22 protein-coding genes, 1 other RNA gene and 3 pseudogenes are annotated in these 22,626 nt (G+C 44.4%); 20 read left to right on the forward strand and 6 right to left on the reverse strand.

All coding sequences use genetic code 11. The features are described from left to right. Nucleotides 1-260: 260 nt before the first annotated feature. Nucleotides 261-860 carry a nucleotide exchange factor GrpE gene (gene grpE / locus AACV32_RS01995; RefSeq protein WP_038148829.1) on the reverse strand — a complete coding sequence of 200 codons (600 nt, stop codon included), beginning with the start codon at nt 858-860 and terminating at the stop codon, nt 261-263. 142 nt (nt 861-1,002) lie between these two features. On the opposite strand from grpE, the gene nadK reads away from it, so the two are divergent. From nadK to bamE, 4 genes are all read left to right on the forward strand, one after another. Then, nucleotides 1,003-1,887 (forward strand): NAD(+) kinase, encoded by an 885-nt coding sequence (gene nadK / locus AACV32_RS02000; RefSeq protein ID WP_013857433.1) that lies wholly within the window; start codon nt 1,003-1,005, stop codon nt 1,885-1,887. Nucleotides 1,888-2,522: 635 nt separating this feature from the next. Beyond that, nucleotides 2,523-3,941, forward strand: a complete 1,419-nt coding sequence (tnaA, locus tag AACV32_RS02005) for a tryptophanase (protein ID WP_170894845.1) — start codon at nt 2,523-2,525, stop codon at nt 3,939-3,941. A gap of 329 nt (nt 3,942-4,270) precedes the next feature. Next, nucleotides 4,271-5,935 (forward strand): DNA repair protein RecN, encoded by a 1,665-nt coding sequence (gene recN / locus AACV32_RS02010; protein WP_170894846.1) that lies wholly within the window; start codon nt 4,271-4,273, stop codon nt 5,933-5,935. A gap of 144 nt (nt 5,936-6,079) precedes the next feature. Then, nucleotides 6,080-6,439, forward strand: coding sequence for an outer membrane protein assembly factor BamE (gene bamE / locus AACV32_RS02015; protein WP_026027472.1), 360 nt, complete (start codon nt 6,080-6,082; stop codon nt 6,437-6,439). 111 nt (nt 6,440-6,550) lie between these two features. Here bamE and AACV32_RS02020 read toward each other — a convergent pair whose 3' ends face one another. Together AACV32_RS02020 and AACV32_RS02025 are read right to left on the reverse strand one after the other, a co-directional pair. Then, a complete protein-coding gene (locus tag AACV32_RS02020; protein WP_010319507.1) occupies nt 6,551-6,853 on the reverse strand; it encodes an RnfH family protein in 303 nt (100 codons plus the stop codon). Continuing rightward, the gene (locus AACV32_RS02025; RefSeq protein ID WP_017049442.1) at nt 6,853-7,284 is read right to left on the reverse strand and encodes an SRPBCC family protein; all 432 of its coding nucleotides are present in this window, start codon (nt 7,282-7,284) and stop codon (nt 6,853-6,855) included. The genes AACV32_RS02020 and AACV32_RS02025 overlap by 1 nt, the downstream gene beginning before the upstream one ends. Before the next feature lie 116 nt (nt 7,285-7,400). Between AACV32_RS02025 and smpB the strand changes: the two genes are divergently transcribed. The 5 genes and pseudogenes from smpB to AACV32_RS02050 all read left to right on the forward strand — a co-directional run. Continuing rightward, nucleotides 7,401-7,886 (forward strand): SsrA-binding protein SmpB, encoded by a 486-nt coding sequence (gene smpB, locus AACV32_RS02030; protein ID WP_013857439.1) that lies wholly within the window; start codon nt 7,401-7,403, stop codon nt 7,884-7,886. Between the two features lie 67 nt (nt 7,887-7,953). Continuing rightward, nucleotides 7,954-8,320: a transfer-messenger RNA gene (ssrA, locus tag AACV32_RS02035) on the forward strand. A 374-nt stretch (nt 8,321-8,694) separates the two neighbouring features. Beyond that, nucleotides 8,695-9,048: pseudogene (locus AACV32_RS02040) on the forward strand (hypothetical protein); the annotation flags it as partial. A 2-nt stretch (nt 9,049-9,050) separates the two neighbouring features. After that, nucleotides 9,051-9,134: pseudogene (locus tag AACV32_RS02045) on the forward strand (transcriptional regulator); the annotation flags it as partial. A gap of 114 nt (nt 9,135-9,248) precedes the next feature. After that, nucleotides 9,249-9,371, forward strand: a pseudogene (locus AACV32_RS02050) (integrase); the annotation flags it as partial. 16 nt (nt 9,372-9,387) lie between these two features. Here the strand turns inward: AACV32_RS02050 and AACV32_RS02055 are convergent. The 3 genes from AACV32_RS02055 to AACV32_RS02065 all read right to left on the reverse strand — a co-directional run bounded on the left by AACV32_RS02055 (nt 9,388) and on the right by AACV32_RS02065 (nt 10,881). After that, a complete protein-coding gene (locus AACV32_RS02055) occupies nt 9,388-9,945 on the reverse strand; it encodes a hypothetical protein (RefSeq protein ID WP_017045604.1) in 558 nt (185 codons plus the stop codon). 288 nt (nt 9,946-10,233) lie between these two features. Next, nucleotides 10,234-10,386 (reverse strand): hypothetical protein, encoded by a 153-nt coding sequence (locus tag AACV32_RS02060; protein ID WP_013857464.1) that lies wholly within the window; start codon nt 10,384-10,386, stop codon nt 10,234-10,236. 99 nt (nt 10,387-10,485) lie between these two features. Further along, the gene (locus tag AACV32_RS02065; RefSeq protein ID WP_170894848.1) at nt 10,486-10,881 is read right to left on the reverse strand and encodes an ACT domain-containing protein; all 396 of its coding nucleotides are present in this window, start codon (nt 10,879-10,881) and stop codon (nt 10,486-10,488) included. A 251-nt stretch (nt 10,882-11,132) separates the two neighbouring features. Here AACV32_RS02065 and AACV32_RS02070 point away from each other — a divergent pair, with 251 nt between their 5' ends. From AACV32_RS02070 to AACV32_RS02120, 11 genes are all read left to right on the forward strand, one after another. Further along, nucleotides 11,133-11,720 (forward strand): class I SAM-dependent methyltransferase, encoded by a 588-nt coding sequence (locus tag AACV32_RS02070; RefSeq protein ID WP_170894849.1) that lies wholly within the window; start codon nt 11,133-11,135, stop codon nt 11,718-11,720. Next, a complete protein-coding gene (locus AACV32_RS02075; RefSeq protein WP_170894850.1) occupies nt 11,717-14,644 on the forward strand; it encodes a DEAD/DEAH box helicase family protein in 2,928 nt (975 codons plus the stop codon). Before AACV32_RS02070 ends, AACV32_RS02075 begins: the two co-directional genes overlap by 4 nt. A 294-nt stretch (nt 14,645-14,938) precedes the next feature. Further along, entirely contained in the window at nt 14,939-15,301 is a 363-nt protein-coding gene (locus tag AACV32_RS02080; protein WP_228209387.1) for a transcriptional regulator, read from the forward strand. Continuing rightward, nucleotides 15,292-15,660 carry an SFCGS family glycine-rich protein gene (locus AACV32_RS02085; protein ID WP_019281179.1) on the forward strand — a complete coding sequence of 123 codons (369 nt, stop codon included), beginning with the start codon at nt 15,292-15,294 and terminating at the stop codon, nt 15,658-15,660. The genes AACV32_RS02080 and AACV32_RS02085 overlap by 10 nt, the downstream gene beginning before the upstream one ends. Continuing rightward, nucleotides 15,657-15,950 (forward strand): DUF4312 family protein, encoded by a 294-nt coding sequence (locus tag AACV32_RS02090; protein ID WP_010320376.1) that lies wholly within the window; start codon nt 15,657-15,659, stop codon nt 15,948-15,950. The genes AACV32_RS02085 and AACV32_RS02090 overlap by 4 nt, the downstream gene beginning before the upstream one ends. A gap of 24 nt (nt 15,951-15,974) precedes the next feature. After that, a complete protein-coding gene (locus tag AACV32_RS02095) occupies nt 15,975-16,751 on the forward strand; it encodes a DUF4311 domain-containing protein (RefSeq protein ID WP_017045612.1) in 777 nt (258 codons plus the stop codon). 10 nt (nt 16,752-16,761) lie between these two features. After that, nucleotides 16,762-17,409 carry a DUF4310 family protein gene (locus AACV32_RS02100; RefSeq protein ID WP_017045613.1) on the forward strand — a complete coding sequence of 216 codons (648 nt, stop codon included), beginning with the start codon at nt 16,762-16,764 and terminating at the stop codon, nt 17,407-17,409. Between the two features lie 45 nt (nt 17,410-17,454). Then, entirely contained in the window at nt 17,455-18,618 is a 1,164-nt protein-coding gene (locus tag AACV32_RS02105; protein ID WP_212752741.1) for an amidohydrolase/deacetylase family metallohydrolase, read from the forward strand. Continuing rightward, on the forward strand, nt 18,602-19,726 hold the full coding sequence (locus tag AACV32_RS02110; protein WP_017049433.1) for a DgaE family pyridoxal phosphate-dependent ammonia lyase: 1,125 nt from the start codon (nt 18,602-18,604) through the stop codon (nt 19,724-19,726). Before AACV32_RS02105 ends, AACV32_RS02110 begins: the two co-directional genes overlap by 17 nt. After that, entirely contained in the window at nt 19,717-20,463 is a 747-nt protein-coding gene (dagF, locus tag AACV32_RS02115; protein ID WP_170894851.1) for a 2-dehydro-3-deoxy-phosphogluconate aldolase, read from the forward strand. Before AACV32_RS02110 ends, dagF begins: the two co-directional genes overlap by 10 nt. Nucleotides 20,464-20,569: 106 nt before the next feature. Continuing rightward, the gene (locus tag AACV32_RS02120; protein WP_249339514.1) at nt 20,570-22,477 is read left to right on the forward strand and encodes a BglG family transcription antiterminator; all 1,908 of its coding nucleotides are present in this window, start codon (nt 20,570-20,572) and stop codon (nt 22,475-22,477) included. Nucleotides 22,478-22,626 lie beyond the last annotated feature (149 nt).

Genomic DNA, 22,626 nt, shown 5'->3' on the forward strand with positions numbered 1-22,626 from the left:
CAAACTAAACAAGGATGTTCGTTTCTCGTATGCCCAATAAATAAGGTCACTCAGCACCTTTTCAAGGGCAAAATTGAAAAAAGTTATGATATTTCGGCTAAACAGCGTAAATAACGACTTTTTCAATCCCGAAATCACTTAATGAAGGTTTCTATCTCGACATTAATCGATTTCGACATAAAAAAGAGAGGCGACGTACACCTCTCTTTGGCACTGAATAAATTAACGCCAATAAAGCATTTGGCTTATTTCGCAACTCTTTACTTTGATACCATGACCATCGCAGGGCGAATCACTCGGCCATTCAACTCATAGCCCTTTTGCATCACAAACATCACAGTGTTAGGTTCATGATCTGGGCTCTCTTGAATTGACATTGCTTGGTGCAGTTCTGGGTTGAATGTTTCGCCTTCAGGATTAATCTCTTTCAAGCCAAACTTTTCAACTACGCCAATGAAAGTTTTGTGTGTCAGTTCCACACCTTCCACCAGCGGTTTCACTACTTCGTTCTCAGCGTCAGCAGCTTGAATCGTGCGCTCTAGGTTGTCTAACACTGGCAACAACTCTTCAGCAAAACGGCTCAACGCATATTTACGCGCTTTATCGATCTCTTGCTCTGAACGGCGGCGCATATTTTCAACTTCCGCTTTCGCTCTTAGCACCGAGTCTTTTTGCTCTTGAATTTTTGCTTCGCTCGACAGTAGCGCCGCTTCTAATTGCGCAATTTGGGACTCTTTCTCATCGACTTCAACTTGTTCGTTCCAATCGATATCCGCGTCAGTACCAACGACTTCAGCTTCTTGACCCACTACTTCTTGCTGTAGTTCTTCTTCTTTGATTTTGTTTTCTTCGTTGTTCATGATATCTCCAGAATCCAACTATTTTGCGCTTAACCTCCACAGTTCAAAAAGTTAAGCACACAAAAATTCGCACAAAGGCATAACTTGCCCTTATTATGGGGATGAACAATCCTGATTCAAGCCTAATTAGTTTGGAAAATTTATGAAAAAACCATTTGAAGTGATCGCTATCATTGGAAAACCAAGAGATCAACAAGCCATTCAAACACATAAAGAGCTTTACCAATGGCTAACTTCAATGGGATATCCGGTCTTTATTGATGATCGTCTCAGTGAAATATTGGAAGGTGTACCTGCGGAACATTTCGCTAGCCTGCTTGAAATCGGCAAAAAAGCAGACCTTGCGGTTGTGGTTGGGGGCGATGGCAATATGCTCGGTGCCGCACGCGTATTATCACGCTTCGACATTTCCGTGATTGGGGTGAATCGTGGCAATTTAGGATTTTTGACCGATCTCAACCCAGAAGATTTTCAACCAAGGCTACTTGCAGTACTCAATGGCGAATATTTAGAAGAACAACGCTTCTTACTGGAAACAGAAATTCATCGCCACGGGCAAGTCAAAAGCCATAATGCAGCGCTTAATGAAGCCGTATTACACCCCGGAAAAATTGCACATATGATTGAATTTGAAGTCTATATAGATAATAGCTTCGCTTTTTCTCAACGCTCTGATGGCCTTATCGTTTCTACCCCAACGGGCTCTACCGCTTATTCACTTTCTGGCGGCGGGCCGATTTTATCCCCCAGTTTAAACGCCATTACACTGGTTCCCATGTTCCCGCATACCCTTTCAAGCCGCCCCTTAGTTGTGGATGGCAACCGCCAGATAAAACTGCTGGTTTCGCCTGATAATCGCGGAACACAGGAAGTTAGCTGCGATGGACAAGTATCCCTACCGGTTTCCCCCGGTGATGAAGTGCATATTTACCAAAGCCCAAATATTCTAAAGCTCATTCATCCTAAAGATTACAGCTACTATCACGTGTTAAGAAAGAAACTGGGTTGGTCGAGTAAATTGTTTTAAACCAACCTCTTCACCTTCTATTGACTGTCGACCTCGATTAATAATATCGAGGTCTTTTTTACAGGGAATCATTAATATTTAATGGGTTTTAAAATTTCTATTTATTTTCCATCATAAATTTACTTATCCTATAGCTGATTATTTGTGAGCCATGATTTGTTCCATATTCAAGTTAAGGACTTCGATCACAATTATTATTTCTATCAATTTACTTACTGATCAACTTGGTTAAGAATCGTTCCATCAGTCAACCAGCTATAACTCACCACGGATTTAGATATGAGTAAAAATCTAAAAATTCAAGATAAGTTATGGTCAAGCTCCCTAGCTTGGTACACGCACGACTATCAAATATCAATTTTACCATCTTTTGCACACGCCTAACCTGCTTGGTTGTTTCTGCATTCTTTCGAATCCATTAAACAATCAGCATCAACACTAAATCTATTTATATCGTTTTTCGATGCTTGCATTCATCTTTATTAATTTAAAGTTGTTGCTTGGTTATTCTCAAATAGATTTATTTCACTCGAATTTTATCGCTAATTATTTGGCGCGATATTTTGCACTCTAAATATATAAAGGGTGTTGACTAATATCGCCTGACGAAAATCAAATTATTCAAAGGTATTATCATGGAAAACTTTAAACACTTACCAGAACCCTTCCGCATTCGTGTTGTTGAACCAGTAAAACGTACAACGCGTGAATATCGCGAAGAAGCCATCCTTAAAGCGGGTATGAACCCATTCCTTATCGATAGTGACGATGTGTTTATTGACCTTCTCACTGACAGCGGCACAGGCTCTATTACTCAAAGAATGCAAGCAGCAATGCTAATGGGTGACGAAGCTTACAGTGGCAGCCGCAGCTACTATGCGCTGGCGAATGCGGTAAAAGATATCTTCGGTTATGAGTTAACTATCCCAACTCACCAAGGCCGTGGTGCAGAGCAAATCTATATTCCTGTTCTAATTAAAAAGCGTGAGCAAGAAAAAGGCCTCGATCGTTCAAAAATGGTGGCGCTGTCTAACTACTTCTTCGACACCACGCAAGGTCACACTCAGGTTAACTGCTGTGTGGCGAAAAACGTCTATACCGAAGATGCGTTCAATACGTCTGTCAATGCAGATTTCAAAGGTAACTTTGACATCGCGAAACTTGAAATGGCGATTGAAGAAGCAGGACCTGCGAACGTACCTTACATTGTCAGCACGATTACTTGTAACTCTGCCGGTGGTCAGCCTGTCTCTATCGCTAACTTAAAAGCGGTATACGAGATTGCTCAACGCTACGATATTCCTGTCATCATGGACTCTGCGCGTTTTGCTGAGAATGCTTACTTTATTCAGCAACGCGAACCGGGTTATCAAAATTGGACTATCGAAGAAATCACTCGTGAAACCTATAAATACGCAGATGGTTTAGCCATGTCTGCTAAAAAAGATGCAATGGTTCAAATGGGTGGTCTGTTGTGTTTCAAAGATGAATCGATGATGGACACTTACACGGAATGCCGCACGCTTTGTGTGATTCAAGAAGGTTTCCCTACTTATGGTGGTCTTGAAGGTGGTGCAATGGAGCGTCTTGCTGTCGGTCTATACGATGGCATGCGTCAAGACTGGCTAGAGTACCGTATCGGCCAGGTTCAGTACCTTGTTGATGGCCTAGAAGCCATTGGGGTTGTGTGTCAGCAGGCTGGCGGCCACGCAGCATTCGTTGATGCAGGCAAACTATTACCTCATATCCCTTCGCATCAATTCCCAGCCCATGCTTTGGCCTGTGAACTCTACAAAGTAGCAGGTATTCGCGCGGTGGAAATCGGTTCGTTACTATTAGGCCGTGATCCTGCAACGGGTAAACAACACCCTTGTCCTGCTGAGTTGTTACGCCTAACCATTCCTCGTGCTACTTACACCCAAACGCACATGGACTTTGTTATCGAAGCATTTGGGAAAGTAAAAGAGAATGCCCACAACGTAAAGGGACTCGATTTCACCTACGAGCCACAAGTGCTACGCCACTTCACAGCCCGTCTAAAGGAAGTTGAATAATCACTAACTAAAGCGCGCCTAATTGGCGCGCTATTTCCTTCTAAATCGAGCAAAACAAAATCTATAAATTTAGCGGGATTTTTTGTGAACCTCGTCAAACTATTTAATGAACATTTAATAATCAATTCAAAACTAATTAACCCCATCAAATGAAGTAAAATTCACTAGAAAGCCAGAGCTATCAAGCAACATAAATCACTTCCTGTCGCATGCACTAAACTCAGAGCAGTTTACAATACTCATAGTTTTCTGACAGGCATCTTTACTGTATAAAAAAACAGTTTATACTGTTCACTTATACAGTGTTATTTGATTATATAGGTACAGAAATGCTGGCTCATTTAAGTGTGAATAATTTTGCTATTGTTAAATCATTGCAGTTAGAGCTTTCCAAAGGAATGACTACCATTACTGGCGAAACCGGTGCGGGTAAATCCATTGCAATTGACGCGCTCAGTTTATGCCTTGGTGGCCGTGCGGAAGCAGGAATGGTCAGGCAGGGTGAAGAAAAAACCGAAGTCAGCGCCGCCTTTATTTTGGACAATAACCTCAACGCCACGCGCTGGTTGGAAGACAATGACTTGTTCGACCAAAAAGAGTGTATTTTACGCCGAATCATCACCAAAGATGGCCGCTCTCGTGCCTTCATCAATGGCAGCCCTGTGCCTCTTTCGCAACTCAAAGCTCTAGGTCAATTACTGATCAACATCCACGGTCAACACGCCCATCATCAACTGATGAAAAGTGAGTATCAAATGAGCATGCTGGACCAATACGCAGGTCACGTGAATCTTGTCAAAGAGACACGCTTAGCCTACCAAATGTGGCGTCAAGCAGATAACCAGCTCAATCAACTCAAAGAAAATAGTCAACAAAACCAAGCTCAAGTTCAACTGCTGGAATATCAAATCAAAGAGCTCAATGAATTGGCGATTGGTGAAGAAGAGTTCACCGAACTCGAACAAGAGCACAGACGTTTAGCCAACAGTGGCGAGCTTGCTACCACTTGCCAGCAAGCCATTGAACTTATTTATGAAGGGCAAGAAGTCAATGCGCTAAGTTTGCTGCAGTCAGCCAACCACGCCTTGCTTGAACTGGCCGAGTTAGATGAAAAACTTGCCACCTTACCCAACATGGTGGCTGAAGCCATCATCCAACTCGAAGAAGCCAACAGTGAATTGCGAAACTATCTGGACAGTATCGATGTCGATCCTGAACGTATGGCTTATGTAGAAGAACGTTACTCTAAAGTGATGTCCATATCGCGCAAGCACTACATCGCTCCTGAAACGCTTTACCACCACCACCAAGATCTGCTCAAACAAATAGCGCAACTTGACTGCTCTGAAGATAAATTACAAGAACTGGAAAGTAACGTTGCCAAACAGTATCAGCAGTTTGCAACCTGTGCCGACAAACTGCATAAGTCTCGTAGCCGTTACGCGAAAGAGCTAGATAAATTAATCACCAATAGCATGCACGAACTGAGCATGGAAAAAGCCAAGTTCTGCATCGAAGTGAATCATGAAACAACGCATCCATCACCACTGGGTTTTGACACCGTAACCTTCTTAGTCTCGACCAACCCAGGTCAACCGCTGCAGCCTATCGCTAAAGTCGCGTCAGGCGGAGAACTGTCACGGATATCTCTAGCAATCCAAGTGATCACCGCTCAAAAAGTAGACACTCCTAGCCTTATTTTTGATGAGGTCGATGTCGGTATCAGTGGGCCAACTGCTGCGGTGGTCGGAAAAATGTTAAGGACATTAGGCGAATCAACTCAAGTACTGTGTGTGACTCACTTACCACAAGTGGCAGGTTGCGGGCACCAACAACTGTTTGTCAGCAAGCAAGCCAAAGCAGGAAAGACAGAAACACAAATGAAACGGTTAGACAATGAACAACGCGTCGCTGAACTTGCTCGCCTTTTAGGGGGTAGCCAAATCACCGAATCTACCCTTGCTAATGCGAAAGAACTGCTGATCGCCGCCTAAGCTGACATTTTTCTTTTTAGGTTTGCAACCAAACTCAAAATTTGCAGTCTCAACTAGCTCGTAGCTCAGTCTATTTTTTACTTCTGCTGCGAGCTTGTTTATTATCAGTCCAGTTTTACGACCTATTGGCAAAGAATTTTGAATATGCAGTTAAAAAAGTGGTTAATCGCAGTCCCTTTAGCAATGACAATGCTGACTGGATGCTCTTTATTAGAAAAACTCGTTTATCGTATTGATATTAACCAAGGCAACTACGTTGAACAGCAAGCCGTCGATCAACTCAAGTTCGGTATGAGCAAAGAACAGGTTAGGTTTGTCATGGGGTCGCCGATGCTTATTGAAAACGGTTATCCCGATACTTGGTATTACATTTATCACCACACGGAAGGCCACAAAGAATCGATACAGAAAAACCTGATTGCGACATTTAATACCGCAGGTGCTTTGATGGAAATCAGTGGCGACTACCCTCCTAGCGAACGGTTTTTTGAAGGCGTAAACTGAACGAAAACACGTTCAAACAAATGATACCCAAAGTGCACCTCACAATGAGTGACACTAACGGACAGGGCTCATAACGAGCCCTTTATCTTGCACCCAATACCGCAGCAACGTTTACTGTTGCGCTTTTGCCTGCTCGGCTCTCTTGCGACGGATCTCTTTAGGATCGGCCAATAACGGACGATAAATTTCAATGCGATCACGGTCTCTGACCGTCGAATCTAGCTTAACGTTACGACTAAAAATCCCGACCTTATTTTTTGATAAATCAATCTCTGGGTAGAGCTCAAGCACACCGGACTGTTGAATTATCGTTTCGACGGTTGAGTTTTTGTCTACCACCAAATTCAGTACTCTTTGCTCGTGAGGCAATGCATAGACTACCTCAACATGGATCATCTCAGATTCAATACTCATTACTGATACACCTGTTTCGCTCGTTTGGTAAATGCGTTAACCATATTACTGGTCAATTCATTGAATATCTTGCCAAAAGCCAATTCCACCATTTTGCTCGAAAATTCAAATTCCAGTTTAAGTTCAACCTTGCAGGCTTGTTCATCAAGTGCAGTAAAATACCAACCGCCTTTTAAAACCTTAAAAGGACCATCGACCAAATTCATCAAAATAGCTTCACTGGCCACCAACACATTCGACGTTGTGAACGTCTTACTTATCCCTGCCTTTGAAACATCCACCGAAGCCACCATCGACAAATCGGAAGATTCAATAACGCGAGAACCAGAACAACCTGGCAAAAATTCAGGATAACGAGCAACGTCATTCACGAGATTAAACATTTGTTCTGCACTAAAAGACACTAAAGCAGAACGACTGACTTGCTTCATATTCTCTCCTCATCACCACCGAAAAAGTCTGGTGTGTAACAATTTTACTTTTATTCTTATCCTACGCAAATAAAAGGATTTCCTAAGCTCAAACCAAGCCGTATAATGCCGCCACTATGGTAAAGAAAAAATCAAACTCAAAAGCAGGTAGCAATACCATTGCTGTAAATAAAAAAGCTCGCCACGAATACTTTATCGAAGATGAAGTAGAAGCTGGCATGGAGCTCCAAGGCTGGGAAGTCAAATCTCTTCGTCAAGGCAAAGCGAATATCGCAGAAAGCTACGTTTTCATGCGAGACGGAGAAGCCTTTGTTTCCGGAATGACAATAACGCCACTGCAGCAAGCATCCACTCACGTGGTTGCCAACCCAACTCGCGTGCGCAAGCTGTTAATCAGCCGCCGTGAACTGGACAACCTTTATGGACGCATCAACCGTGAAGGCATGACACTTATCGCACTATCACTGTATTGGTCTCGCTCTTGGGTGAAAATCAAAATTGGTGTAGCGAAAGGTAAAAAACTGCATGACAAACGTGATGATTTAAAAGAAAAAGATTGGGCAAGAGAGAAAGCACGCGTAATGAAGAGCTCATTGCGTTAATCTTGACCACTTAGACGCAGAAAGCTAGACAGACAAAGGTTTTCTGGTAGTATGCGTCAACACACTTGGGGCTGATTCTGGATTCGACGGGAATTTTGCAGTCTGAGGTGCATGCCGTGGGGCGGTTTGCCACGTTAAAAGCCGCAAAAAAATAGTCGCAAACGACGAAAACTACGCACTAGCAGCTTAATAACCTGCCAAGAGCCTTTCTGCCCTAGCTTCCGCTCGTAAGACGGGGAACAACAGAGAGTCAAAACCAAACAAGCTCGTGCCGCGTCTCCCGCCTGAGAGACAAAGCATTAAAACTAATTCAGGATAGCCATTAGATAGCGTGTCGGTTCGCAGTTTGATGGTGAAATTAAAGATCGAATAAGCATGTAGTACCAATGATGAATGATTTTCGGACGCGGGTTCAAATCCCGCCAGCTCCACCAAATCATAGTTTAAAGACGTCCTAGGGCGTCTTTTTTCTTTTCTAAACCCTTGTCATATCTAGCTTTAAGTGGTTCAGGGCGTCTCATCAATATTCACTTAATCTCAGTCATTTAGTAACATTCCTCGTAACACTGCCACAGCTCACCTCAACCACTTTGTTCATTCAAGGTAACTGTTCATTTATTACGAACAACTTGCATCACTGTACAAACTATTAACGCCCTACTTCCTATCGCAGCTTTCATCGCTGAAATCATCCATTCTGCTTATCAAAACTTTTGACTTACAGATTATGAGTAACAATTTACTCACAACTTGAAAGAAAATGACTTTAAGAGTAAAACTTTACTCATTGATAAGTAGGGTGTTGTCGATGGAAGAACTAACCGTACAAGCTTTTATCAAAGGTGAATGGATAGATATTGGTATTATCTCGTTCCCTAAAAGTAGCCAACATAATTTCCGAGTAACTGAACTCAACTACCTCAGCGACTATGCGCTAGAGCATCACGATAAAGATGACTTTCACGCTGTTTCACTAAACCACCCTGTCTCATTCTTTTTTAATGACATGGGTAAACCCAGATGGTTAAAGTTTCTAGACGATATTATGCCTAGCGGCGCTAGTAGACGGTACTGGGTTAAATACCTAGATATTGAAGACCTTAGTTCAGATGAACAAGACTATGTTTTGCTCAAGTTTGGCACGATGTCGCCTATTGGCAACTCAAACCATTTGGCTTAAAAGTCGGGCTGCTCCCTTCTTCTCCCGATGCGTTAAAATCGCTATTGATAGATGGTGAGGATGGGTAAAATGCTCAGTATCAGCGCTCTTGCTTTAGATTGAATTGCTATAACAAGCTAGTATTTTTAAATGATTTAGGAATACATGGACGCGGGTTCAGTTCCTTTTGAAGCAGGAAATTGATGATTTTGCCAGGTGGCTCTAAACAATCGCAACTCAATGACTATCGCTCAATAAATAGAAAGCGCGCCAATCTCAACTTAGGACGCCACCCTGATGTTTCTCTTGTACAAATGCGGAGGTCAGTTTACACACCCGCAGTTATGCATTCGTTTGTTGCTGATGGGTAGCAGCTGTAGTGAGTTTATCGGCGCGGAAAAGCTTGTAAGCCATAATGCCAATAACCAACGCTTTGATAATCATCATTTGTGGGTTACCGAAATAGGCAGCCATACCAACAAACCCCGATAAGAACATGAGCAAACGGAACCTTTTCAGGTCAGTCATATACAGTGCCAACAAAATTAACGCGAGATCGCCAAACTGCAAGGCTTCGGCAAGTGTGGGGTTATTGATAAAGCTGCTTACGGCCACATAAGCAATATAAAGAATACCGCTCGCCATCAAAGCCGCAGCAGAATTGATCACCATTTTGCTGGTGTTAGTAAAATCTTTCACATATCGATATGCGTTAATGGCACCAACCGACAGGTTAAGGATGACTTTAGGCCACCAGCCCATCAAAATTGACCAAGCAATGTCATTCGCAGCCGAAGCAAATGCAGCATAGCGAGTAAACTTCATCGAATTAAAAATAGTGAGTGATATATAGAATGCGACAGATGTCCATCCTAATACTTCGCGTAATATATCAAGCAAAATACGGTCTCTTTTTACATAGAATCATCATCCACAACAATGAAACTATCTGCTACTAATAAGGCCTGTAGTGGTTTATAAACCCACCACCTGACCGTTGGGCGCAGGATAATATCACGGCATTCGGTATAAATCCTAGAAAAGACTCTTATCAATACACGCTTATTCTCGAAAATATGTTTCTCAATTTTGGAAACAAAACTGCAAACTCAACAAACGCATCACCACTCCCCTTTTGACACATTCAATCATCCCTGAATGAAAATTAACTGACGTACGCTAACTCATTCAGCGAGGAGAACGAACCGCAACCACTTTCGTCTCAATCAACTGGTAACGAATCCCAGCTTGGTCAAACGACTGGCGCAGCGCCGTTAAATTCCGATGATAGGTCACTTGCCGACCAGATGCCGTCTTCACTTTCATTACCATATTACTCATACACTTATCCTCTACCCTTAACCGATTGGTTGCATCAAACTATGCTATTTTGAATATTTATAACCAAACAACTTGGAGTTGCAGGTAGCAAGGAAATCATTATTGTGCGAACTCTTTGAGTGCCGCCATCGCCTTTTCTGCCTTCTCTTTTTGCACAAAAATATGGTCATGGTAATAGCCCGCCATCACATTAGCGCTGATGCCATACGAAGCTAGCTTAGTTGCAAAAGCGGCCGTTAAACCCACCGCCTCTAAACTTGAATGAACCGTCAGCGTAATTAAGCTGAATACCGATTCAAAATCGAGCTGCGCCGCAACGGCCTTTTGCTGCTCAACGACCAAGGTCAGCCCTTCACGCTCTTGAAATGTCGCCACGGGTTCTAAATGCAAATAATCGGCTAATGCCCCTTGCACAGTAAAAAACACATAACTTCCGCCCACCAACTCGGGTGACATGGATTGCAGTAAAACCTCTAAATCAGTAATCGCTGTCATATTTTTCTTTCTCATTCAAATTGAAGCCGAAGTGCAGAGTAAAGCCCTCTGTGGAATAAGTGAAATTAATAATATTGATGGTTAATTAGTCATTCTTATTGAATAGAACATCACTTGAGTTCTATGGCAACTTTAGGCTAACTGTCTGCGCACGAAAAACTTAAAACAACTCAGTTGATCACACTTGTACTGCAATCAATTGAGCCTTTGGTATTAGATAGTTAGAATAGCGTTCACTTTGAGGAGCGATTATGTCTATCGAGTTCTACAACCAAAATGCCCAACTGTTTTTTGCATCAACCAAAGAAGTAGATACCCATTCGCTGATGGAACACTTTACGCCTCATATTCCAAAAGGGGGCATCATCCTTGATGCTGGTTGTGGTTCTGGCAGAGATGCAAAAAGTTTCATTGAGCAGGGTTATAAAGTGGTGGCATTTGACGCCAGTGAAGAATTAGCAAGCTTAGCATCTCAACTGCTTCAAATTCCGGTCACCGTTTCAACCTTTGCTGATTTTCAAAGTGATCAATTTTTTGATGGTATTTGGGCTTGCGCATCGTTACTGCATGTTGGTGAATTGGATCTTCCAGATACCTTTACTCATTTAGCTTCTCAGCTAAAACCATTAGCCCCTTTATATTGTTCTTTTAAATATGGAACAGGGGAAGTGGAACGTGATGGCCGTCGATTTACCAACGGTGATGAACAACGTTTAGCACAGTGGATCGCTCATGCCCCATTGAATGTGGCAAAAATCTGGATAACCAATGATTTAAGAACGGATCGCCAAAACGAACAGTGGTTGAATGCTATTTTAATAAAAAGTGAAGAGCGATGAGCGCTCATAGAAACAAGGGTCTAGCCACTTTATATAGCGGTCCAAAATTAAGTGCGGGAGGGAAACAAGACCCGCTACTTCCTAAGTTAATCCAAGCCATTAACCACGCTAGTGAAATAGAGATCTCGGTTTCTTTCGTTCAACCTTCCGGATTGGATTTACTATTTGACCCTATTCTTGACGCTCTAAAAAGTGGAGCCTCACTCAAATTACTGACTTCGGACTATCTAGCAATAACCCACCCAGTCGCATTACGACGCCTTATGATATTGGCGGAACGTGGAGCGCAATGCCGTATTTTTACTTGTGAAAGTCAACATAGCTTTCATATGAAATCCTACATTTTTGTTAAAACGGAACAAGGGATCATCAGTGAAGGTTGTGCTTGGGTCGGTTCAAATAACATCAGTAAAACAGCATTACTACAAAGCTATGAGTGGGCTTTACGCCACGATTTTGAGCAACCAGCCACTTCACCCGCAGCGCAAGAATTTGAATATATTCGTGAGCAGTTTTCAGCTATTTTTTCTCATGAACAGAGTATGGCTCTCTCCCATCACTGGATAGACGACTACTTACTGCGCTACAAAAAACTGTCAATGCAACGTTCATTAACACTGTTGGATGGAGCCGATGAAGCACCGGAGATCCCTACCCCAAACTCAATGCAAGTGTTGGCTTTATCAGCGCTAAACCAGAGCCGTGAGCAAGGCTATGTACGTGGCTTGGTTGTCTTAGCGACTGGAATGGGAAAAACATGGTTAGCCGCTTTTGATGCTCAACAGATGCAAGCAAAACGCGTCTTGTTTGTGGCCCATCGAGAAGAGATTCTGACTCAAGCTGAAAGCACATTTAGTAAATTAATACCTAACGCTAAAACTGGCTTATACAACGGAGCTGAAAAAACAGAGAAAGCTGATTATCTTTTTGCTTCAGTCGCCACCTTAGGTAAAAAAGCGCAGTTAGCGCGCTTCAAAGCCGATGATTTTGACTATATTGTTGTCGATGAATTTCATCACGCGAGTGCGCGTAGTTACCGAGATTTACTCGCTTATTTCCAACCAGCATTTCTTTTAGGCTTAACTGCAACACCCGAGCGCTCTGATCAAGCCGATATATTATCGCTTTGCGACAACAATTTAGTGTTTGAGCGTAACTTGGTGCATGGCATTGATGAGAAAATTTTAGTGCCATTTCATTACTACGGTATTTACGATCAATTCGTCGATTATCAAGAAATCCCTTGGCGCAATGGCAAATTTGACTCTACAGCTTTGGACAGTGCATTTGCGACCAAGCAGCGTGCCGAACATATTTATCACCATTGGTTTGACAGAAAACAACAGCGCACATTAGCTTTCTGTATTTCTAAACGTCATGCCGATTACATGGCGAAATACTTTTCCAAACAAGGCGTTCGCGCTATCGCCGTCTATAGTGACTCTCAAATACGTCGAAACGACGCCTTAAAACAGTTGAATGAAGGAAGTATCGACATTCTTTTTTCTGTCGACCTGTTCAATGAAGGAACCGATCTACCAGCGATTGATACCATTTTGATGATTCGTCCCACCGAATCAAAAATACTCTTTTTACAGCAATTAGGCCGCGGTTTGCGCCAATCTCCGAGTACAGGTAAACAGCAATTAATGGTGTTAGATTTTATCGGTAATCACTCTTCATTTTTAAATCGGCCCGCAACCCTACTCAATGTGGGTTCACTGAAAGAAATAGTCAAAGCGACCAACCAAACCACTTCGTTAGCGGCCGGTTGCTATGTCAACTTTGATCCACAACTGCTGCAATTTTGGCAAACCTTAGCAAAACAGATACGTTCAACTGCGGCTGAAGATTACCAAGATCTTAAGCATCAGCTCGCACACCGACCAAGTGCCGCCGAATTTTTCCACCATGGCTATGATCTCAGTAAAGTACGCCGCTCGATGAAAAGTTGGTTTAGGTTCGTGGCAGACCAAGAAAGTGACTTATCACTGACTCAACGACTGACGAAATATGACGAGTTTTTGCTCAAAGCAGTCGAAATCACAGCGATGAGCAAATGCTTTAAAGCCGTTTTACTTGAAGCACTATTAGAGCTTGATGGTTTGAGAAAGCCCCCAACATTGAATGAGCTAGCGATTCAAAGTCATAAAGTGTTATCACGTAGACCTGATTTGATGCGACGAGATCTCACCGAACAAGCCAAGCAATTTAGCGCCACAGGATCCGAATGGCTAAATTACTGGAATCGCAACCCAGTCAAAGCGTTTACAAGCCCAGACTCTTCTGGCCATGCATGGTTTAAGGTGGATAATCATCGCTTTGTACCCACTTTTGCTGTAGACAATGCCGATTTGCCACAGCTTCATGATCTTATTCAAGAACTTGTCGATTTGCGCTTTGCCGAATACATACAGCGAGTCAGTAAGCAAGAAGCGCACTCAAACTCGAAGCCAATCCAAACTTCGGCCAAGATCCTTCCGTTGCCAAACCAAGCAGGCGAAAAAGGTACCTATTTGCCTCTCTACCCCGATCTAAAAATTGCTTGCGGTCATTTCAAGCAAGGTACTCATGATACGCAAGAGCAATATTTAGTCGCCGCTGGTTACGGTAAGCTTGATCCAACAAGACATTTCATTGCCCCCGCTTCAGGTAACTCAATGAATGGAGGTAAAAACCCGATTCAAGATGGTGATTTACTACTACTTGAATGGGTCACACCAAAGAGCGCAGGTTCAATTTCTAATCTGGTCATGGCGATTGAAACTCAAGATGAAACGGGTGATAACCACTACTTGCTACGCGTAATACGCAAAATAGGACCAAACCATTATCAGCTTGAGGCACAAAACGCTGACTACGCTCCCATGCTCGCAACCGACAGCATGCGTACTTTTGCTCGGCTCAAAGCCATCCTCCGTTAATATTGCGTGCTTCCTGACGCTCGATTGGGAAAATAAACATAAAACCAAAATAACCACCAGTTGTTTTGTGACAGGCAGCAAATAAAGAGACGATAAATTTGCGCTTGAAATAGCGATTCAAATCACCTTTTTAGCGCATTTATTCCCATAAATCTTATTCACACATCACATAAAACCGCGCGAATGTTACTGGCCACGGTTTATTTCCATTTGGAAGTGGAAATAGGGCTTATCCACCCTTGCTCCCTTTTACGCTATTTTCTTCTCCAAGCTAAACATTTGGAGAATCCCACGGTGCAAAACTCTCAACCCATTAGCATGGATGATGCACAGATTATAGAGCTTGGCTTGTCGCTCACCGAACGAGCCATTGCCTTGCTTAATTCACACGCTATCTACCCCGATTCGCTACAGAAAAAAATGCTCGAAACACACATCAAAGCGATGGTTTGGCGCTCATTTAGCGGTGAATCGTTACCTGAACTCGATATGGAGATGTTTGATGAAATCTCTCCCATTTGTTTCACCTTGGCCGAGCAAGTGTGTCGTTGGATGGAGAACCTCGCTTATGAAGAAGCGCATCTGCTTTCGGTCCATTTTGAAGTAGCTAAAGAAAACGAATTAAACCCAACAGCAGGAGAAACAACATGTCAGTAATCAAAGTCGTTATTGGTGATCGCATGGGCAAAGGTCAGAAAGTAGGAGCCGGTGCTCAAGCGGCAGGCGCTGAAGTGACCGTTATTCCCGGCATGGCCGCAGACATGAAGTTAGGTGATGTCATGCAACAGCAGCAAGCCGATTTAGGGATCTCTTTTTGCGGCAGCGGCGGCGCAGGTGCTATCACAGCGCAAACAAAATATGGCTATCAATGCCGTTATGGAATGCGCTCTGTTGAGGAAGGGATAACCGCGATCAATGAAGGCTGTGTGGTTTTGGGTTTCGGCTTTATGGATAAAGAAGAGCTGGGCGAAAAACTGGTGAAGGCGTTTGTGGCTAAGCATGGCGTCAAAGCATGAAAGAGCAGTTAACCACTAAGGTAACTGTGAGTGGCAAGGGCGAAACAAAGCAGCAGGCTTTTGCCGCGGCTTTAAGCCAAGTACAACCCACGTTACTTAAGAATAACGCAAAAGTCCTCCTCCGGATTGAGCCGTTAGACGTCAACGTTTTGCAAGCAGAAGAGAAAGTAAAGCGAGAGAAATTCCTTTTCTTCTTTCTTGCAAGAGATCGACGCCAATACAGCGTCAAGCTAGAGGTTACGGTCAGCCTGACCCACATCGATGTGGAACAGGTCGATTTCAAACGTTAACAGGTCACTATAAGGATCCCTGACATGTTTCTTATCATTCTCTTTAAGTCCATCATCATTGGTGGCTTAGTCGGTATCGGCGTTGGAGTAGGCGCGGCAAGGATGTTCCATGCTCCAACTATCCAAGGTATGGGTGCATTTCGTACTCTGGGAGAGTTGAACTCGTGTGAAGGCGACCCTGCCTCTCACTTCTCTTTTGGGCTTGGATTCTTCTTTAATGCTTGGGCCTCAACGGTTGCGGCAGGGGCATTCACTCAAGATGTTGACCACCGCATCATCCCGAACTGGGGCGCGGCGGCGCTGATGATAAAAAACCGCGACCTTGCCACTACCTTGCATGATCCAAAACGAATGGGCATTGCTTGCGCCATTATCGGTGCGATTGTGGTTGCGTTTCTTAACTCAACGGCGGCGGCCGTTCCTGCGGCGCTGCAAGTCACGGCGGTAAAGGTATTAGTACCAGCGGCAAACTTACTGGTGAATACCGTCATGCCGGTTATTTTCTGGCTAGCGGCAATTGAAGCGGGTAAGAAATCGGGCTTTTGGGCCACTATCTTTGGTGGTTTAGCGCAAATGATCATGGGCAACGCCGTTCCTGGTTTGGTGCTGGGTATTTTGATTGGTAAAGGTGTTGAAGAGAGTGGTTGGAACAAAGTAACCCAGATCATGATGGCGGCGATTATTGCACTGTTTGCGTTAAGTGCTTTCTTCCGCGGGTTCGACATGAAATTTATCGAAGCTTTCCATATGCAAGTTCCTTTGTGGCTTGAAAACATCCATCTCATGATCAGTGGCAAATAAGGAGTTGACCATGGACGAAAAAATGAAACACAACTTTTGGTATGCCGACTGGTCTTTCCCGATTTTCGTGGGCTTGCTTTCAGCCGGGGTTTTTGCCGGAACGCACATGTACTACTTATACGGTGTCGGTGCTTTTAACGAAGTGGCGTTTGTTTCCATGCTGCGAGCAGGGATGGATACAGGCGCGTACGGTGCGGTGGCCGCTTTTGGTGCAAGCTTTCTGTTTGCACGCATCATTGAAGGTTCGCTCGTGGGCATTTTGGATATCGGTGGCGCAGTGCAAACCGGTGTGGGTTTAGGGATTCCAGCTTTACTACTGGGTGCTGGCATTGTTTATCCTCTTGAAAATTTCACCGCTTCGTTAATCACAGGCATGCTCGCTGGTTTGGCGATTGGTGGCTTAATTGTGCTGGCACGTAAATTTACCATCAACCAAAGCGATTCAACCTACGGGGCTGATGTGATGATGGGAGCAGGCAATAGCTCCGGCCGTTTTCTTGGACCATTGATCATTTTATCTGCGATGGCCGCTTCTATCCCGATTGGGATCGGCTCTCTAGGTGGCGCATTAATTTTCTATGTGTGGGGTAAACCGATTACGGGTGGTGCAATTCTCGGAGCGATGGCGTTAGGAGCTCTTTTTCCTATCGCACTGTAAAACAAGCTGGGGTTTAAATTCTACTGAGAATCGCTCTTCGCGCCGATGAGCGAAGAGCGTGAGATGCAAATTATGTATGACATCCTGATCAAAAATGCCCAACAAGCGGGTGGGTGTAGTATCGATATCGCCCTTCAGGGCAACAAAATAGCGGCGGTGGGCGATCTTGCTGGTTCATTGGCAAAACAGACCGTCGATTTAGATCATGACGTTTTTGTGAGTGCTGGTTGGATTGACGGCCACACTCACTGCTATCCGAACTCGCCTATTTATAACGACCACCCCGATAACGTTGGGGTGTCCGGTGGCGTGACGACTGTCATTGATGCGGGCAGCACAGGCACAAACGATGTGGATGATTTTGCGCAGCTTGCAGCGCAATGCACAACCCATGTGCACGCACTACTTAACATCTCGAAAATTGGCTTGTTGCGCCAAAATGAACTGGCCGATGCTAACGACATTGATCTGGATAGCGCAAAGCAAGCACTGCTTCGTCATCCCGAATTTATTGTCGGCTTAAAAGCACGCATGAGCGGTAGTGTTGTCGGCCACAATGGCTTAATGCCACTTCATGCAGCCAAAGCATTACAACAGCAATGCGGCTGCGTTCCATTGATGGTGCACGTCGGTAATGCGCCGCCAGATTTGGATGAGATTGTCGCTCTGCTGGGCAAAGGCGATATTCTCACTCACTGCTTTAATGGCAAGCCTAACCGCATTCTTGATTGTCATGGGGAAATAAAAAGCAGCGTTCAGCAGGCCAGAGCTCGAGGCCTGAAACTTGATATCGGCCACGGCAGTGCCAGTTTCAGTTTTGAGGTGGCGGAGCAGGCAATCGCACAAGGGATTTTGCCCGATACAATCAGTTCTGACATTTACTGTAAAAACCGGCTCAATGGCCCGGTTTACGGTCTTGCCCACCTGATGTCGATGTTTTTTACGCTCGGATTATCCCATGAGCAGATCATTGAGCGCGTGACGAGTCAAGCAGCGCAAGCACTTCGCCTAGCGAAAAAGGGGCACTTAATTGCAGGCTATGATGCCGATTTAACGCTCTACACCATCAATAAAGCGTCGGTTAACTACACCGATACTCATCACCAGTATCGAACTGGACAACAGAGATTTACGCCTCTTGCTGCCATTATTGACGGCAAGCTTGTATTGACTGAACAAGGACAACAGCATTATGTCTTCCATTCTTGAAAAATATCACTTGAAACAAGTGATCAACGCATCTGGCCGTATGACAGCTCTTGGTGTTTCTACTCCGCAACCCGAAGTGGAGCAGACTGTCTGTTTTGGGATGAACAACTACTTTGAAATGAGCGATTTGGTGAACAAAACTGGCCAATATATTGCTCGTTTGCTGCAAGTTGAAAATGCAGTCGTCGTCTCATGCGCTTCAGCGGGAATTGCACAGAGTGTCGCGGCAGTCATTGTGCGTGGTAACCCTTATCTGCTTGAGCATCTGCATGCAAAAACGCACCCGATCGCAACGGATATTGTGATCCCCAAAGGGCATAACGTCAATTATGGTGCCCCGGTTGGCAGCATGGTAAATCTTGGCGGCGGTAACCTGATTGAGGCCGGTTGGGCTAATGAATGCAGCGCAGAACAATTAGCCGCGGCAATCACCCCCAATACCGCCGCCATTCTCTACATTAAATCGCACCATTGCGTGCAAAAAAGCATGTTAACCGTGGCACAAGCGGCCAAAGTGGCTCAAGACCACCAGCTTCCGCTGATTGTTGATGCAGCAGCAGAAGAGGATCTACAACTCTATTATCAGCAAGGGGCTGATCTGGTTATCTACAGTGGTGCGAAAGCGATTGAAGGCCCAACCAGCGGTTTAGTGATTGGGAAACATCAATATGTGGAATGGGTTAAGCAGCAATCTGCAGGGATTGGCCGTGCTATGAAAGTCGGTAAAGAAGGCATTTTAGGCCTAACGCATGCCATTGAGTTGTACTTAAGCCGCCAACAAGAAACCGGCCAACAAATGGTGGATAAAATGACACCATTTATCGAGGGGTTAAACCGTATTGAAGGGATAAGCGCGCGCGTGGTTTGGGACAGTGCAGGCCGAGATATCGCACGTGCAGAAGTGAGTTTTGATGCCAAACAATTTGGTATCAGCGCTAATGAAGCCGTCACACGCCTCCAAAATGGTAACCCAGCGATTTACTGCCGCGCTTACAAATCCAATGAGGGTTCGGTGGAATTTGATGTCCGCAGTGTTTCATCTCATCAACTTGAACTTATTCTTAGCGCCATGAACCAACTGAATCAGGAGTCATTAGAATGTCTTTAAGCCCTAATTTTTACGCTAACCGTTTATGTCTCAATGTGCTGGCGGGCTCTCATCAGAATGCAATTGATATTTATCAAGCCGCACAAGGCCATGTGTTGGTCGGTATGCTCTCGAAAGATTACCCAGATACCGCAAGTGCTGCGGCTGATATGAAAGCGTGCGCTGAAAAAATCGAGAATGCTTTATCGATTGGCCTTGGCGCAGGGGATCCGAAACAATCGGATATGGTGACGGCTTTAGCCGGAATACTACAGCCTCAGCATGTCAATCAAGTCTTTACTGGTGTGGGGGCTACGCGTCAAGCTCTAGGTCAAAATCACACTATCGTGAATGGTTTGATTTCACCATCAGGCACTGTTGGCTTGGTTAAAATCTCAACTGGCCCGAAAAGTTCAGGTATGGAAGAAGCGGTTGTTCCCGTTGATACGGCGATTGCCATGTTGCAAGATATGGGCTGCAGCTCGGTCAAATTCTTCCCAATGCAGGGGCTAAAATGCAAAGCTGAGTACCAAGAAGTTGCCAACGCCTGTGCTCGTCACCACTTTTGGTTAGAGCCTACTGGTGGTATTGATTTGGACAACTTTGAAGAGATCTTACGCATCGCTCTCGATGCGGGTGTAGAAAAAGTCATTCCACATATCTATAGCTCAATCATCGATGAGAAAACCGGACAGACTCGCCCCGAGGATGTGAAAACCCTGCTGGCCATGACTCAAAAACAACTGGCACATTCATAACACCGACGCCGGAGCATGTGCTCCGGCATAACAAAGAGTTGGCTATCTATTGCCTTTAGTGCATTTTACCTTTTAGATAGCGCTGTTCATGCTGGAATAGGAATCGATGATGTACAAGCTACCGCACCCTCGCCTAATTCATTTGTTGGATGCTGTATCCGCCTCGCCTTTGACTCAGGACGAACTTGCGCAACGGCTTAATGTTTCGACACGCACCATACGCACCGATGTCGCGCTGCTCAATAATGTGATGGTCAATCATGGCGCACATCTTCTCCACCAGCGCGGTTCCGGTTACCAACTCAATATCTACAACCCATCAACTTTCGAGCATTTTTTATCGAGGGTGCAAAATGCAGAAACGATTCCAAGGACCAGTAAAGAGCGCATCATCCAGATTCAAGTACTGCTATTAACGGCAGAACAAGGCGTAAAAATTGACGAATTGGCCGAGACATGGAATCTAAGCCGTACCGTTATTCAAAATGATATGGTTGATGTACGCAGCCAACTGGCCACGTTTGGTTTATCGATTGAAAGTAAACCTCGTTTGGGCATGCTGATCCAAGGCCCAGAAATGGCGATTCGCTCCCGTTTAACACAACTTATCTACATCGAACAAAAAGAGACAAAACAAGCTCTGGGCTTTATTAGTACGATTTTCCCTGAAAAATCTCAGCAAATTTTTGCAGCGCGCTTTCGTGAAGTGTTGACCAACCATACACTCTATATCAATGATATTGGGCTGCGTTGGTTAACCCTTTATGCCGCCGTCACACTGCACAGGCTCGCGTGTGGCAAAGAGCTTACCGAATTTTCTAAAAACGATGTTCATGAAACGACGCTACCAATTGCCAAAGCGTTATTTTCTGCGCTACCGATGCTGTTACCCGCCAATAACCATGAAATTGCCGCCTTGGCGATTCACATTCAAGCGAGAATTGCGACGAATCAAGCACTCCTTAGCCAGAGTGTACAGCATGAAGCCGATGCTCTAGTCACTCACATCTTTGACTATATCTATCAAAATTACCCTTACGATGTGCGTGACGATGCACTATTACGCCGCGATCTTCACAACCACGTCTGCCATATGATCATTCGTGTCAAACATCATGTCGCCACAATTAACCCATTGGCCGAGCATATCAAACAGCACTACCCACTCGCTTACAGTATTACCTTATCGGCCATCGCAGACTGGATCAGAGAGACGGGTCACTGCATGACACAGCACGAAATAGGCTATCTTGTGATTCACATTGGTGTGGGGCTTGAACGTAATTACCATTTAGGTCACCGTACACCCAAAGCGCTCCTGTATTGCGACGCCGGTAATGCCGCAACACTTGGGCTAGAAGCGATCATCCGCCGCCAGTATCCGCAATTGGATATGAAAACGGTTTATTCCCCTGAACAGTTGATCACCGCTGATACCACGCAAGCGGACCTCATTATTACCACCATGCCCTTAGCCAATAGAGAGATTCAGAGCTTTGTGGTTGACCCCTTCCCTACCCAACATCAATTGGAAGAACTGGGCAAACAAGTGTTGGTTGATCGCACGCACTCTTATCTTTTGGATAAGTATTTTTCCAAGGCTCAATTTCTCTACCTTGATGACGTCATTGAGCAATCACACCTCTTTGAACAGGTTTGCTCGCATCTTGAATCAACAGAGTTGGTAGAGGAAGGATACCGAGCTTCACTGCAAGAGCGAGAGAGTTTGGTTTCAACCATGATGGGCGAATACATTGCTCTACCTCACTCAATTGAACTCTTTGCTAAACGTTCGATGGTTTACACCGTCGCTGCACCGCGTGGAATTGAATGGGGCAATGGTGAAAAAGCCTATCTGATCTTTTTCCTCGCCTTAAGTAAATGTGACTATGAAGAAGCGATGGGGCTGTATGATCTTTTCCAAGTGCTGATTAATAAAAAATTAGGCAAAAGTCTGTCGCAATGCGAAACCTTCAAGCACTTCAAAACACTGGCGCACTTGGAATTACAATAAAATATATCGCTGTGTGATGCTTCCTAGATGCCCTCTATTTTTTAGATACCATCTGTTTTCAGGTTCCGTCTGTTTTTAGAAACACTCGTTTTTTAGGGACCAGTCTTTTATAAACAAGCCGTTTAGAGAGAAAACCGAGGCACGACAAG

It is taken from the genome of Vibrio sp. B7 (assembly GCF_963888765.1).
In the GTDB taxonomy this organism is placed as follows: Bacteria; Pseudomonadota; Gammaproteobacteria; order Enterobacterales; family Vibrionaceae; genus Vibrio; species Vibrio anguillarum.

Coding starts and splice junctions, on each gene's coding strand:
- smpB (WP_013857439.1), top strand. CDS start 7,401: ATGGTAAAGAAAAAATCAAACTCAAAAGCAGGTAGCAATACCATTGCT.
- AACV32_RS02020 (WP_010319507.1), bottom strand. CDS start 6,853: ATGAGTATTGAATCTGAGATGATCCATGTTGAGGTAGTCTATGCATTG.
- AACV32_RS02110 (WP_017049433.1), top strand. CDS start 18,602: ATGTCTTCCATTCTTGAAAAATATCACTTGAAACAAGTGATCAACGCA.
- AACV32_RS02060 (WP_013857464.1), bottom strand. CDS start 10,386: ATGAGTAATATGGTAATGAAAGTGAAGACGGCATCTGGTCGGCAAGTG.
- AACV32_RS02120 (WP_249339514.1), top strand. CDS start 20,570: ATGATGTACAAGCTACCGCACCCTCGCCTAATTCATTTGTTGGATGCT.
- AACV32_RS02090 (WP_010320376.1), top strand. CDS start 15,657: ATGAAAGAGCAGTTAACCACTAAGGTAACTGTGAGTGGCAAGGGCGAA.
- nadK (WP_013857433.1), top strand. CDS start 1,003: ATGAAAAAACCATTTGAAGTGATCGCTATCATTGGAAAACCAAGAGAT.
- AACV32_RS02085 (WP_019281179.1), top strand. CDS start 15,292: ATGTCAGTAATCAAAGTCGTTATTGGTGATCGCATGGGCAAAGGTCAG.
- AACV32_RS02070 (WP_170894849.1), top strand. CDS start 11,133: ATGTCTATCGAGTTCTACAACCAAAATGCCCAACTGTTTTTTGCATCA.
- AACV32_RS02100 (WP_017045613.1), top strand. CDS start 16,762: ATGGACGAAAAAATGAAACACAACTTTTGGTATGCCGACTGGTCTTTC.
- AACV32_RS02025 (WP_017049442.1), bottom strand. CDS start 7,284: ATGAAGCAAGTCAGTCGTTCTGCTTTAGTGTCTTTTAGTGCAGAACAA.
- recN (WP_170894846.1), top strand. CDS start 4,271: ATGCTGGCTCATTTAAGTGTGAATAATTTTGCTATTGTTAAATCATTG.
- dagF (WP_170894851.1), top strand. CDS start 19,717: ATGTCTTTAAGCCCTAATTTTTACGCTAACCGTTTATGTCTCAATGTG.
- tnaA (WP_170894845.1), top strand. CDS start 2,523: ATGGAAAACTTTAAACACTTACCAGAACCCTTCCGCATTCGTGTTGTT.
- AACV32_RS02105 (WP_212752741.1), top strand. CDS start 17,455: ATGAGCGAAGAGCGTGAGATGCAAATTATGTATGACATCCTGATCAAA.
- AACV32_RS02075 (WP_170894850.1), top strand. CDS start 11,717: ATGAGCGCTCATAGAAACAAGGGTCTAGCCACTTTATATAGCGGTCCA.
- AACV32_RS02095 (WP_017045612.1), top strand. CDS start 15,975: ATGTTTCTTATCATTCTCTTTAAGTCCATCATCATTGGTGGCTTAGTC.
- AACV32_RS02065 (WP_170894848.1), bottom strand. CDS start 10,881: ATGACAGCGATTACTGATTTAGAGGTTTTACTGCAATCCATGTCACCC.
- bamE (WP_026027472.1), top strand. CDS start 6,080: ATGCAGTTAAAAAAGTGGTTAATCGCAGTCCCTTTAGCAATGACAATG.
- grpE (WP_038148829.1), bottom strand. CDS start 860: ATGAACAACGAAGAAAACAAAATCAAAGAAGAAGAACTACAGCAAGAA.